General features: G+C 68.8%; 11 protein-coding genes. 5 read left to right on the forward strand and 6 right to left on the reverse strand.

Features of this window, described 5'->3' with window-relative positions:
• Window positions 1-3 precede the first annotated feature (3 nt).
• The 3 genes from dprA to RMCN_RS15830 are packed head-to-tail and all read right to left on the reverse strand — an operon-like array spanning window position 4 to window position 3005.
• Window positions 4-1128, reverse strand: a complete 1125-nt coding sequence (gene dprA, locus RMCN_RS15820; RefSeq protein WP_067390768.1) for a DNA-processing protein DprA — start codon at window positions 1126-1128, stop codon at window positions 4-6.
• Entirely contained in the window at window positions 1125-2636 is a 1512-nt protein-coding gene (locus tag RMCN_RS15825; protein WP_064414880.1) for a YifB family Mg chelatase-like AAA ATPase, read from the reverse strand. The genes dprA and RMCN_RS15825 overlap by 4 nt, the downstream gene beginning before the upstream one ends.
• On the reverse strand, window positions 2637-3005 hold the full coding sequence (locus RMCN_RS15830) for a YraN family protein (RefSeq protein WP_067390771.1): 369 nt from the start codon (window positions 3003-3005) through the stop codon (window positions 2637-2639).
• Window positions 3006-3142: 137 nt separating this feature from the next.
• On the opposite strand from RMCN_RS15830, the gene RMCN_RS15835 reads away from it, so the two are divergent.
• The gene (locus RMCN_RS15835; RefSeq protein WP_064414878.1) at window positions 3143-3961 is read left to right on the forward strand and encodes a DUF1206 domain-containing protein; all 819 of its coding nucleotides are present in this window, start codon (window positions 3143-3145) and stop codon (window positions 3959-3961) included.
• Here the strand turns inward: RMCN_RS15835 and RMCN_RS15840 are convergent, their stop codons facing one another.
• Window positions 3962-4333 (reverse strand): heme-binding protein, encoded by a 372-nt coding sequence (locus tag RMCN_RS15840; RefSeq protein ID WP_067391206.1) that lies wholly within the window; start codon window positions 4331-4333, stop codon window positions 3962-3964.
• Between the two features lie 252 nt (window positions 4334-4585).
• Here RMCN_RS15840 and RMCN_RS15845 point away from each other — a divergent pair, with 252 nt between their 5' ends.
• Genes RMCN_RS15845 through RMCN_RS15860 form a run of 4 tightly spaced genes read left to right on the forward strand, consistent with a single transcriptional unit; the run spans window position 4586 to window position 10724 of the window.
• Window positions 4586-5602: an iron ABC transporter substrate-binding protein gene (locus tag RMCN_RS15845; RefSeq protein WP_064414877.1), complete on the forward strand. Its 1017-nt coding sequence runs from the start codon at window positions 4586-4588 to the stop codon at window positions 5600-5602.
• Window positions 5603-7183 carry an ABC transporter permease gene (locus tag RMCN_RS15850; protein WP_064414876.1) on the forward strand — a complete coding sequence of 527 codons (1581 nt, stop codon included), beginning with the start codon at window positions 5603-5605 and terminating at the stop codon, window positions 7181-7183.
• 44 nt (window positions 7184-7227) lie between these two features.
• On the forward strand, window positions 7228-8229 hold the full coding sequence (locus RMCN_RS15855) for an ABC transporter ATP-binding protein (RefSeq protein ID WP_067391209.1): 1002 nt from the start codon (window positions 7228-7230) through the stop codon (window positions 8227-8229).
• A complete protein-coding gene (locus RMCN_RS15860) occupies window positions 8226-10724 on the forward strand; it encodes an AMP-binding protein (RefSeq protein WP_067390774.1) in 2499 nt (832 codons plus the stop codon). Before RMCN_RS15855 ends, RMCN_RS15860 begins: the two co-directional genes overlap by 4 nt.
• On the opposite strand, the gene RMCN_RS15865 is transcribed toward RMCN_RS15860, so the two are convergent.
• A complete protein-coding gene (locus tag RMCN_RS15865) occupies window positions 10705-11508 on the reverse strand; it encodes an acyl-CoA thioesterase (RefSeq protein WP_067390778.1) in 804 nt (267 codons plus the stop codon). The genes RMCN_RS15860 and RMCN_RS15865 overlap by 20 nt on opposite strands.
• Complete coding sequence (locus tag RMCN_RS15870; protein WP_067390783.1) at window positions 11505-12725, reverse strand: CoA transferase; 1221 nt, start codon at window positions 12723-12725, stop codon at window positions 11505-11507. The genes RMCN_RS15865 and RMCN_RS15870 overlap by 4 nt, the downstream gene beginning before the upstream one ends.
• Between the last annotated feature and the right edge of the window lie 24 nt (window positions 12726-12749).

Consider the following 12749-nt stretch of genomic DNA (forward strand, 5'->3'; position numbering starts at 1 on the left):
CTCTCAGCCGGCCGCCAGCTTCCACCTTCCGTCCCGCCCGACCACCAGGCCACAGAGCTCGAGATTCACCAGAGGACCCAGCACCTGACGCGCGGGCAGACCCGAGGCGACCGCGATCTCCTCGGCGGTCCGCCCGCCCCGGCGCGGAAGCGCGTCGTAGACCCGCTTTTCGATGTCACCGAGATCGTCCAACGGCGAGACCGGGCGTTCCTCGTCGGGTGCCAGTTCACCCATCCGGCCGACCAGTTCGACGACGTCCGCCGCGCGCGTGACGAGGTGTGCTCGGCCCCGCAGCAGCGCATGGCACCCCACCGACGCCGACGACGTCACCGGCCCGGGCACCGCGCACACCGGGCGACCGAGTGCCCGTGCCCACGCCGCGGTGTTGGCCGCACCGCTTCGCGCGCCGGCCTCCACCACGACGGTCGCCCCGCTCAGCGCCGCCACCAACCGGTTACGGGTCAAGAACCGGTGGCGTGCGGGTCGCACGCCGGGCGGATACTCGCTGAGAAGCAGACCGTGTTCGGCGATGCGCCGCAGCAGCGCCGAATGCCCTGCCGGATAGGGGACATCGACGCCGCCGGCGAGCACCGCGACGGTGACCCCCTCCACGGCCAGCGTCGCACGGTGCGCGGCGCCGTCGATGCCGTACGCGCCACCGGACACCACCGCGACGTCGCGCTCCGCCAGCCCGGTGGCCATGTCGCCGGCGACGAATTCGCCGTACGCCGTCGCGGCCCGGGTCCCGACGACCGCGGCGGACCGGAAGGCGATCTCGTCGAGAGCCGCGGGCCCGATCGCCCACAGCACCATCGGCGCATAAGCTCGCGGCCGCAACCGGTCCGGAGCGCCCCCGAACCCGGCGAACGACAGCAGGGGCCACTCGTCGTCCTCGCTGGTGATCAGGCGGCCGCCGTACCGCGCCAGCACCGCCAGATCACCGGCAGCGCAGTCGATGTCACGACGGGCCTCGGCGTGCCGGTTGAGTTCTTCACCTGCTTCCCCGCGCTGCACCCGCTCCGCGGCTTCCACCGCGCCCACCCGCTGCACGAGCGCCGCGAGTGCGGGGCACGGGGGTTCGACGACCCTCGAGAGATACGCCCAGGCGTGCGCGGTTCTGTCGGTCACGGCACACCTCCGGCCGGTCGGAAACTCAACGCGGTGGTGACGTCGTCCAGAGTCGGCGATGTCCGGCCCGCAAGATCACTCAGCGTCCACGCGACCCGCAACGTGCGATCCATACCCCGGACGCTGAGTGTTCCCCGATTCAGCGCCGCCTCGAACGGTTTCATCACCGCCGTGGGCAGCCGAAACTTGCGCCGCAGCAACGACCCGCTGACCTCGACGTTGGTGCGGATGCCGTGTGGCCGCCATCGCTCGGCGGCCGCGGCACGTGCCGCGGCCACCCGCTCACGCACCACATCGGTGGACTCGCCGTCCTTGGCGACGATCGCGCCGGCCCGTAGCGAGTGCATCCGCACGTGAAGATCGACCCGGTCGAGCAGCGGACCGGAAAGCTTGCCGAGATAGCGGCGCTTCTCGTGGCCGGTGCACACACAGTCCCGGGGGTCGGGGCGGGCGCACGGACACGGGTTCGCGGCCAGGACCAACTGGAACCGTGCCGGATACCGGGCGATGCCGTCACGGCGGGCGAGACGGATTGCGCCGTCCTCCAACGGAGTACGCAATGCCTCGAGCACACTGCTGCCGATCTCCGCGCACTCGTCGAGGAAGAGCACGCCGCGGTGCGCCCGGCTGACCGCGCCAGGGCGCGCCATCCCCGACCCGCCGCCGACCATCGCCGCCACGCTCGACGTGTGATGCGGCGCGACGAATGGTGGTCGCGTGATCAGCGGGGCGTCCTCCGAGAGCAGACCTGCCACCGAGTAGATCGCCGTGACTTCCAGCGCCTCGCTCTCCGACAGCGACGGCAGCAAGCCCGGAAGACGTTGAGCCAGCATTGTTTTACCGACACCCGGCGGGCCGGTCAGCATGACGTGATGACCGCCCGCCGCCGCCACTTCGACGGCATACCGCGCCTCGGTTTGGCCGACCACGTCGGCGAGGTCGGCCATCGGCTCGGGTCTCGACGAAGGCGAGGCGATGCGGCCTTCGAGTCGCGCCCTGCCCTGCAGCCACGACTTCAACTGACTCAGCGTGCGCGCGCCCCACACCTCGATACCCTCGACCAGACTCGCTTCGGCGAGGTTGCCGGCGGGGACGACGGCCGCCGGCCAGCCCTCGCGCTTGGCGGCCAGCACAGCGGGGAGGATGCCCCTGACGGAGCGGACCCGTCCGTCGAGGGCCAATTCGCCGAGCAGGACGGTCTTTTCGAGACGCGGCCATCGTTCTTTCGCGCCGGCCGACAACACCGACAACGCCAACGCGAGGTCGTAAACCGACCCGACCTTGGGAAGAGTCGCGGGTGAGAGCGCCATCGTCAGCCTGGTCATCGGCCAGTCACACTTGGAGTTCGTGATGGCGGCCCGGATCCGAGCGCGCGACTCCTGCAGCGCCGCATCCGGCAGGCCGACCAGATCGACGCTCGGTAGACCAGACCCGACAAAGGCCTCGACCTCGACGATCTGGCCCTCGAGCGCGGTCACCGCGACCGAGTACGCCCGCCCCAACGCCATCTACCCCACCCCCTGTAGATGCGTGATCTCCGGTGCGCGGCTTCGGCCGAACCGCACCCGGACCACGTCGATGCGCACCTGCGACCATCCGGTGTCCTGGGCGGCCAGCCACAGCCCGGCGAGCCGCCGCAGCCGACGCACCTTCTGCGGGGTCACGGCCTCCTCGACTCCGCCGAACCGGTCGCTCGTTCGGGCCTTCACCTCCACGAACACCGCGGTGTGGGCCGAGTCGTCGACCGCGATCACGTCCAGCTCGCCGTACCGGCACCGCCAGTTGCGCTCGAGCACCCGAAGCCCCAGCGCCCGCAGGTGCTCGACCGCGAGTTGCTCTCCCAGCGCGCCGATCTCGGCGCGAGTCCATGAGTTCATGGCTCCACGGTCGAGCAGGTGACCGACACGCAGGCGGCATCCGGGAGCCCTCAGGCCCCGTCATCCCCAACCCCGATTTCATCCACAGCTCGAGCCCACGCTGTTTCGTCGACGTCAAAAAGCGGGTACACGCCGGCATGACCGACAACTCGTTACACGGAGTCGCCGACCGGGCGACCGACAGCGATGCGTTCGAGTACACCGCGCGCGCCGGTTTCGCGATCAGCGGCGTACTGCATCTGCTCGTCGGCTATCTGATCCTGCGCATCGCGTTGGGCTCCGGCGGCAACGCCGACCAGTCGGGGGCACTGGCCACCTTGGCGCAACAGACGGGCGGCGCAGTGCTCCTGTGGGTTGTCGCCGCCGGACTGCTGGCACTCGGGCTGTGGCGCGTCGCCGAGGCGATCGTCGGCCCGCGGCCGGGTGAGGGCTCGGGCCGCTTCCGCGACGACACACCGGCGTGGAAGCGCGCGAAATCGCTCGGCCTGGCCGCCGTCAACTTCGCGATCGCGTTCTCGGCGGCCCGCTTCGCCATGGGCAGCGGACAGCAGAGCTCTCAACAGAACGCCGGCCTGTCCGCGCAGATGATGCAATCCGGTTGGGGCAAGGCTGTGTTGATCGCGGTCGGGCTGGGCCTGCTCGTCGTCGGCGGCTACCACGTGTACAAGGGCGTGACGAAGAAGTTCTTCAAAGACCTGCGCGCGTCCGGCGGCAACGGCGTCACCGCCGTGGGCATCGCGGGCTACACCGCCAAAGGACTGGTCCTCGGCGGCGCGGGTGTGCTGGTCATGGTGGCCACGCTGCAGGCCGACCCCGCCAAGGCGAGCGGACTCGACGCGGCCGTCAAGACGCTCGGGCAGGCGCCGTTCGGGAAATTCCTTCTCATCCTCGCCGCCCTCGGCATCGCCGCGTTCGGCGTCTACAACTTCGTTCGCGCCCGCTCCGGGCGGATGTGACTATTCGCCCATCGCCTCGAACAGCGTCGCCAGCTGTCCGGGGCTGACGGCAATACCGCACTGCGCGCGCATATCGGTCAGCGGTGCCGCGATCCCCCGCAGGTCGAGGTATTCGTTGGGATGCGCGGTGAAGTACGCCCGCACGTCGGCACGGGCAGCGTCCGGCGGCTGCGTCGCCGCGGCCGTCAGCACCTCGTTGGCACCGGGGTGCGACTCCAGGTAGCCGCCCGCCTGGCTGAGCACGCCGCTCGCCGTCGTCGCCAACCCGCTGGCCGTGCACGGCGCGGCACTCGCCACCGGGACGGCGCCCAAGACGCCGGTCGCCACCAGCGCCGCTCCGCAAACCAGTCCCGAACGCTTGGCTCTGTTCATTCGTCCGTCCTCGGTGTCGGTACGCGGGGCCGGCACCCCGATCGAGGCAAACGTACCCCGCGTGCGGCAACGCGGTACCGCTGTACCGAAAAGGAGGTGAGAGGCCAGCCCCCCAAATCCCTCCGGTCAGGTGCCACCAAAGCCCGAACGTGCAGCACCCGCCGAGCCGGACACCGACAGGGTATGTTCGTTAGGTAAACCTCAGCTAAAGATTGCGTCCTGACCTGCACGTACCGCGAAAGGATCCCCTGTATGCGATCACGGTGGAGGCGGATCGCCGCCGTCTTGTCAACCCTCGCCCTGGCAGCCGGTGTCACCGCCTGCTCGGATTCCGGCGAGAGCGATGAATTGCTGATCTACAACGCCCAGCACGAGTCGCTGACCAAGGAATGGATCGACGCCTTCACCGAGGAAACCGGGATCAAGGTGACCTACCGTCAAGGCGGTGACACCGAACTCGGCAACCAGCTCGTGGCCGAAGGGAAAGCATCGCCGGCCGATGTCTTCCTGACGGAGAACTCACCGGCGATGGCCGCGGTCGAGCGCGCCGGCCTGTTCGCCGAACTCGCGCCCGAGACCCTCGATCAGGTGCCGCCGCAGTACCGTCCGCCGACCGGCAATTGGACCGGGGTGGCCGCGCGCAGCACGGTGTTCGTCTACAACACCTCGAGGCTGCAGCCCGACCAGTTGCCGAAGTCACTGCTCGACCTGCAGCAGCCGGAATGGAAGGGCCGCTGGGGAGCGCCGCCGACCAAGGCCGACTTCCAGGCGATCGTCTCGGCGCTGCTCGAACTGAAGGGTGAGCCCGCGACCGCACAGTGGCTGGCGGCCATGAAAGCCAACGCCAAGCTCTACAGCGACAACATCGCCACCCTCAAGGCCGTCAACGCCGGTGAAGTCGACGGCGGAGTGATCTACCACTACTACTGGTTCCGCGATCAGGCGAAAACCAAAGAGATGAGCGGCAATACCGCGCTGCACTACTTCAAGAACGAGGATCCCGGCGCTTTCGTCAGCCTCTCCGGCGGTGGGGTACTCGCCTCGACCGACCGGATGGATCAGGCCCAGCAGTTCGTCCGGTTCATCACCGGCAAGGCCGGTCAGGAGGTGCTCGAGAAGGGCACCTCGTTCGAATACCCGGTCGCCAGTGGCGTGCCCGCGAATCCCGCCCTGCCCCCGCTGGACACTCTGCAGGCGCCCAACGTCGACCCGTCGAACCTCGACGCGCAGAAGGTCACCGATCTGATGACGAAAGCCGGCTTGCTGTAGGTGGTCGCCGCCGCTCCCCCCGTTCCCCCGCCCGCGGCACCGGTGTCGCGGGCGGACAGGGCGTCCCGGCCCGGCCCGCTGGTCTCGATCACGGTCGCGATCCTCGTGGCGGCCACCTGCATTCCGCTGGGATATGTGGCGTGGGCGACGGTCTCGGTGGGGTGGACGCGGGCCTATGAACTCGTGGTGCGCCCACGCGTCGGTGAACTGCTCGTCAACACCGTCGCCCTGGTACTCATCACGGTTCCGCTGTGCGTGGTGATCGGTGTCGGCGCGGCATGGCTGGTGGAGCGGACCGACCTTCCCGGCCGGACGCTCTGGCGGCCGCTTTTCGTTGCGCCGCTGGCGGTTCCGGCGTTCGTCAACAGCTACGCCTGGGTCGGGGTGATCCCGTCGCTGCACGGCCTGCCGGCGGGTGTGCTGGTCACCAGCCTGTCCTACTTCCCGTTCATGTACCTGCCGGTCGCCGCGACGCTGCGACGGCTCGATCCCGCCGTCGAGGAATCGGCCCGGGCACTGGGATCCGGCTCGGCGGGGGTATTTCTGCGCGTCACGCTTCCCCAGCTGCGACTTGCCATTCTGGGGGGTTCGCTGTTGGTCGCATTGCATCTTCTCGCGGAGTTCGGTGCGTTCGCGATGTTGCGGTTCGACACCTTCACCGTCGCGATCTTCCAGCAGTTCCAGGCGACCTTCGACGGAGCGGCAGGCAGCATGCTGGCCGGTGTGCTCGTGCTGCTGTGCCTGGCACTGCTGGTCGGTGAGGCCGCCGCGCGGGGCAACGCCCGGTTCGCCAGGATCGGCTCGGGCGCGCCACGTGCGAGCGCACCGATCCATCTGCGCCACAGCGTGATCCCGGCGACGCTCGGGCTGACCGCATTGGCGGTGCTGGCCATCGGAGTGCCGGTCGGCACGATCGTGCGGTGGCTGTGGCTGGGGGGCGCCGACGTCTGGGTCGTCGACGACATCCTTTCGGCGCTGGGCCAAACCATCGGATTGGCCTCGGCCGCAGCGATTGCGACGACCGTACTCGCATTCCCCGTCGCCTGGGTGGCCGTGCGCTCGACCGGCGTACTGGCTCGCGTCGTCGAAGGTGCGAATTACGTGACCAGTTCACTACCCGGCATCGTCACGGCACTGGCGCTGGTGACCTTCACGATTCAGTTCGTGCGCCCCCTCTACCAGAGCCTGACATTGATCGTGTTCGCCTACGTCCTGCTGTTCATGCCCCGCGCGTTGGTCAACGTCCGGGCCGGCCTGGCTCAGGTTCCGCCGAGCCTGGAGGAGGCGGCCCGGTCGCTGGGCAGTTCGCCGACGGCGACGTTCTTGCGGGTGACGCTGCGGCTGACCGCTCCCGCCGCCGCGGCAGGGGCCTCGCTGGTGTTCGTGGCGGTGGCAACCGAGCTGACCGCGACGCTGCTGCTCGCGCCCACCGGGACCCGGACGCTGGCGATGATGTTCTGGTCGTTCTCCAGCGAGCTCGACTACGCGGCGGCAGCGCCCTACGCATTGGTGCTCGTGGTCCTCGCCATACCGGTGACATTGCTGCTGTATCGGCAGTCGACGAAGGCGGCGGCACTGTGAACGTTGTCGAAACACACGGCCTGGCCAAGGCTTTCAACGGTCACATGGTGCTCGATCACATCGATTTGGAAATGCAGGCGGGCACCATCACCGCTGTCGTCGGGGCGTCGGGCTGCGGCAAGACCACGCTGCTCCGACTGATCGCCGGGTTCGAGACACCCGACGACGGGACCATCGTCATCGGCGGTCGCCAGGTCGCCGGCCCGGACAGTGCCGTCGCACCGCACCGACGCGCAGTCGGTTACGTCGCCCAGGACGGCGCACTGTTCCCACATCTGAGCGTGGGCCAGAACATCGCATACGGCCTGAACGGATCCCTCCGCCGCGCCGAAATCCGGGCCCGGGTCGACGAACTGCTCGAGACGGTCTCGCTGGATCCCGCTTTCGCATCACGGCGCCCACACGAACTGTCGGGCGGCCAGCAGCAGCGGGTGGCCCTAGCGCGAGCGCTCGCCCGCAAACCGGTCGTGATGCTGCTCGACGAACCGTTCAGCGCCCTCGACACCGGCCTACGCGCGTCAACACGAAAAGCCGTCGCGCGCCTGCTGGTCGACGCCGGCGTCACCACGCTGCTGGTCACTCACGACCAGGAGGAGGCGCTGTCGGTCGCCGACCAGATCGCGGTCATGCGTGCCGGCCGGTTCACTCAGGTGGGACCACCGCAGCAGGTGTACCGGCATCCGGCCGACCATTTCACCGCCGCATTCCTCGGTGATTGCGTATCACTTCCCTGCACGGTCACCGACGGTGTCGCCGAGTGCGCGTTCGGACGAATCCCCCTGCACAGCACGGAATCCCGGGCGGCCGGGCCTGCGACGCTGCTACTGCGACCCGAACAGCTCGTCGCCACCGTGGTGTCTGATACCGAGCGGCTCGAAGGTGTCGGTACCGTGCTGGCCGTCGAATTTCTCGGCCACGACGTGCTGTTGACGGTCGACCCCGCCGGCGACGCGGACCCGGTCATCGTCCGCCAGCACAGCCTCGATCCGCCGCAGGTCGACGCGAAGGTGCACATCCAGGTGCTGGGCAGCGGAGTCGCGCTGTGACGAACCCCTTGATCGAGCACCTGCGCGGCTACGGGGACAACGTCGCGGTGCACACCGATACCCAGCACGTGACCTATGCCGCGCTGGCCGACCGGGTCGCGGGCGTCATGCCCGACCTCGGCGGGAGCAGACGGCTCGTGCTGCTCGAAACACGCAACGACATCGACACGCTCGTGCACTACCTCGCCGCGCTCGCGGCGGATCATGTGGTGCTCCCTGTTCCAGCCGGACGGGAACACTCGACGATCCTGCGCACCTACGAACCCGACACGGTGGTCGGCGACGGTGTGATTCGCCATCGCCGCAGCGCCGGCGCGCGCCGCCTGCACGACGACCTGGCGATGCTGATGTCCACCTCCGGTACCACCGGGTCACCGAAGCTGGTCCGGCTCTCCCGCGACAACCTGCTGTCCAATGCCTGCGCGATCTCCGGCTACCTCGACATCCGTGACACCGACCGCGCGGCCACCACACTGCCGATGTCGTACTGCTATGGGCTCTCGGTCGTCAACAGTCACCTGCTCCGCGGCGCCGGCCTCATCCTCACGGATCTCTCGGTGACCGATGAGCGGTTCTGGGACCTGTTCCGTCGCCACCGCGGCACCTCGTTCGCCGGTGTTCCGTACACGTTCGAACTGCTCGAGCAGATGAGGTTCGACGCGACGGACCTGCCGGACCTGCGGTACGTGACGCAGGCGGGCGGGCGCATGCCTGCCGAGCGCGTCCGACGGTTCGCAGAACAGGCCCGAAACGAGGGTTGGCAACTGTTCGTCATGTACGGGGCGACCGAGGCGACCGCCCGAATGGCCTATCTGCCACCGGAATTGGCGCTCTCACGGCCCGAGAGCATCGGCCGGCCGATTCCGGGCGGTTCGTTCACCATCGAATCCACCGACGAATGGCCGGACGAAGCGGTCGGCGAACTCGTCTACCGCGGACCCAACGTGATGATGGGCTACGCCCACGGCCCCGACGACCTCGCCCTCGACAAGACCGTCGAATCGCTGCACACCGGCGACCTGGCCCGCCGCACTCTCGACGGACTTCACGAAATCGTCGGTCGTACCAGCCGATTCGTCAAAATGTACGGTTTGCGCGTCGATCTGCAACGCATCGAGTCCGCCTTGAGCGCCGGCGGGATCACCGCCTTCTGCACCAACGACGACGATCGCCTCGTCGTGGCGGCGGCCGGCGCGCACAGCGAACGCGATGTGCAGCGCATCGCGGCCGAGACCGCCGGTGTTCCGTCGTCGGCGGTGCGCGCGGTCGTTGTGGACGAACTGCCGCTGCTGGAGTCCGGGAAACCCGACTACCGAACCGTCCGCGACCTCGCACCGCGCCGCGACGCGGCGCCGACCACCGACCTGCGCGAAGTGTTCGCCGACGTGCTGCAGCTGGACCCGGCGGCCATCGACCCGGACGCGAGCTTCGTCGACCTCGGCGGGAACTCGCTTTCCTACGTGGCGATGTCGGTGCGGCTGGAACGAGCGCTCGGGCAGTTGCCCGCCGGATGGCAACAGCTGCCACTTCGAGAGCTCGAGAGGCTGGTGAAGCGGCCGCGGACCCGCCGGCGGCTGTGGGACGCCACGCTGGAGACCAGCGTGGCGATGCGGGCCGTCGCGATCATCCTGATCGTCGGTTCGCATGCCGAGTTGTTCGAGTTGTGGGGTGGCGCCCATCTGCTGCTCGGCATCGCCGGGTACAACTTCGGCCGGTTCTGTCTGACACCGGTGTCGCGCGTCAAGCGGGTGCGCCACCTGCGAAACACCATCGGCTGGATCGCGGTGCCGTCGGTGCTGTGGGTGGCCCTCGTAATGCCGTGGACGTCGGATTACACGTGGACGAACCTGTTGCTGGCCAACAAGATTCTCGGTCCGCACGACAGCATGACCGCAGGCCGCCTGTGGTTCGTCGAGATTCTGGTGTGGACGCTCGTCGCCCTGGCGCTGCTGTTGTGCATACCGGCGATGGACCGGGCCGAGCGTCGGCGTCCGTTCGCGGTCGCCGTGGCGTTCCTGGTCGCCGGGTTGGCGTTGCGCTACGACGTGTTCGGGTGGGACCTGGGCCGGGATGCCTGGTTCACGATGCTCGCGTTCTGGTTCTTCGCGATCGGCTGGGCGGCTTCCAAGGCCGGCACGACCCTGCAGCGTGCGCTGCTGACTCTGGTTCTGGCGGTGGCGCTGTACGGCTACTTCGACAACACCCTGCGAGAGCTTCTCGTGTTCGGCGGACTCGCGCTGGTGATCTGGCTGCCGACCATCCGCTGTCCGGCGGCGCTGACCGTGGCGGCAGGCGTTCTGGCCGAGGCGTCGCTGTACACCTACCTCGTCCACTACCAGGTGTATGCGATGTTCCCCGGCCACCCCGCCCTCGGCGTGATCGCCTCGCTCGCCGTCGGCATCCTGCTCACCTATTTGGTGACCATGGCGCGTCGACGGCTGCGGGCACGCCGCGGGCGCAGCGTCTCGGCAACGCTCAGTCCCGCTCGGCGATAAGGCCTTCCTGCGCGAGCGTGGCGACCACGGCGCCGTCGGCGCGGATCAGGTTGGCGGTGACGACGCCCCTGCCCCGTGCGGCGGCCGGTGACGTCGACTCCAGCAGGTTCCACTGGTCGGCGAACACCGGTTGGTGAAACCAGATCGATGAATCCGTGGTGCCGCTGCGGTGTGTCCGTGCCCGCATCGAGTGGCCGTGCACCTGTAGCGCGGGATCGATCATGTACACGTCGCACACATACACCGCGACCAGGGTGTGCAGGATCGGATCGTCCGGGACGGGCACCGTCGCGCGCCACCAGAGACGGCGGACGAACTCGCCTGACGAGCGGTCGTCGAGGATCCTGATATCGAGTTCCTCGAGCGGCATCGACGGCGCGGGCCCGGCAGGACCGGTGCGGGGCAACGACTCCGGATCGTAGAGCGCGGGCAGCCGGTGCCCGTGCTCGGGACCACGCATCGGCACCGCGAACGACACCGTCGCCGTCGTCAAAAGCCGTTCGCCTTGCCGGGATTCGACGCGCCGAGCCGAAGACGTTCGGCCGTCGAAGACGCGCGCGACGGTGTAGCCGACATCGTCGCCCGCCTCTCCGCCGCGCAGGAACTGCAGGTGCAGGTTCGTCGGCAGCCGGTCCCCCTCCACGGTGCGGCAGGCAGCGGCCAGGCTCTGCGCGACGAACTGTCCACCGTAGGCCCGCTTGCCCGCCGGGCCGCTCGCCGGTCCGATCCAGCTGTCCGTTTCGGTTCCGGAGCGCAACTCGAGCAGGTCGAGCAGTCGGCTCATTCAGCGCGTCCTGTCGCCACAGCGCCCGAGGCGACCAGGCCGTCGACCTGCTCGCCGGTCAACCCCAGCCACTCGCCCAACACGGCGACGGTGTCGTCCCCCAGCGCCGGCGACGTGACCGCGGGCGGGTACTGCCCACCGATCGAAATCGGAAGTCCCGGCGCCAGATAGGTGCCGATCCGCGGTTGCTCGAGCGAGGTGAACAACGGGTTGTCAGTGACTTTGTTTTCGGTGACCGCTTCGGCGAAGGTGCGGTAGCGCTCCCACAGCACCGAGGTGCCCGACAGCGCTGTGCTGACCTCATCGGCGGTGTGCGCGGTGAACCATTCGGCGAACAATCCGCTCAACGCGTCGCGGTGCACGAACCGCTGGCCCTCGTCGGAGAAGTCGGCACCGAGCGTGTCCGCCAGCGCGGCAACCGCTTTCGTCGTGCCGGTGAGCTCGGTGAGGTCGCGGAAGTGCCGACCGGTCAACGCCACAACCATGAACGACACACCGTCGCTGCTGACGAAGTCCTGGCCGTACTGGCCGTACACCGAGTTGCCGATGCGTTCGCGTGCGGTGCCGTTGACCATGACCTCAGTGAAGAAGCCGAGGTTGCCCGCCGTCGCCAGCGCGACGTTCTCCAGCGGGATGCCGATTCGCTGGCCTTCTCCGGTCGCGTCACGGTGCCGCAGCGCGGTCACGACGGCCAACGCGGTGTAGAGGCCGCACGCGACATCCCACGCCGGCAGTACGTGGTTCACCGGGGTGGCGAGTTCCGATGGACCGGTGACCAAGGGGAAACCGATACCCGCGTTGACCGTGTAGTCGACGCCGGTGCCCCCGTCGGCGCGTCCGGACACCTCGACGTGGATCAGGTCGGGGCGGAGCGCTTTGAGCGTCTCGTATGAATGCCATTGGCGCCCAGCCACATTGGTGATCAGAATCCCGCTGCTGGCGATGAGCCGTTGGATCACGTTCTGGCCCTCGTCGGAGCGCACGTCGGCGGCGACCGATCGCTTGCCCTTGTTCAGGCCGGCCCAGTAGATGCTCTCACCGTCGTCGGTGACGGGCCATCGGCGGTAGTCGGCGGCGCCGCCGATCGGATCGACCCGCGTCACCTCCGCCCCGAGTTGGGACAGCGTCATTCCGGCGAGCGGGACGGCGACGAAGCTGGAGATCTCGACAATGCGCACGCCGGCCAGTGGCCGCGTCGCCTCCGATGTGCTGGTCATCGGGGTCAGTGTAGGCAGCGGTCG

Origin of the sequence: Mycolicibacterium novocastrense (assembly GCF_001570485.1) — a bacterium.
GTDB classification, from domain to species: domain Bacteria; phylum Actinomycetota; class Actinomycetes; order Mycobacteriales; family Mycobacteriaceae; genus Mycobacterium; species Mycobacterium novocastrense.

Bases quoted from the DNA above. Each gene is read 5' to 3' on its own strand.
- RMCN_RS15845 (WP_064414877.1), top strand. From the start codon at position 4,586: ATGCGATCACGGTGGAGGCGGATCGCCGCCGTCTTGTCAACCCTCGCC.
- RMCN_RS15870 (WP_067390783.1), bottom strand. From the start codon at position 12,725: ATGACCAGCACATCGGAGGCGACGCGGCCACTGGCCGGCGTGCGCATT.
- RMCN_RS15840 (WP_067391206.1), bottom strand. From the start codon at position 4,333: ATGAACAGAGCCAAGCGTTCGGGACTGGTTTGCGGAGCGGCGCTGGTG.
- RMCN_RS15825 (WP_064414880.1), bottom strand. From the start codon at position 2,636: ATGGCGTTGGGGCGGGCGTACTCGGTCGCGGTGACCGCGCTCGAGGGC.
- RMCN_RS15830 (WP_067390771.1), bottom strand. From the start codon at position 3,005: ATGAACTCATGGACTCGCGCCGAGATCGGCGCGCTGGGAGAGCAACTC.
- RMCN_RS15835 (WP_064414878.1), top strand. From the start codon at position 3,143: ATGACCGACAACTCGTTACACGGAGTCGCCGACCGGGCGACCGACAGC.
- RMCN_RS15855 (WP_067391209.1), top strand. From the start codon at position 7,228: ATGGTGCTCGATCACATCGATTTGGAAATGCAGGCGGGCACCATCACC.
- RMCN_RS15865 (WP_067390778.1), bottom strand. From the start codon at position 11,508: ATGAGCCGACTGCTCGACCTGCTCGAGTTGCGCTCCGGAACCGAAACG.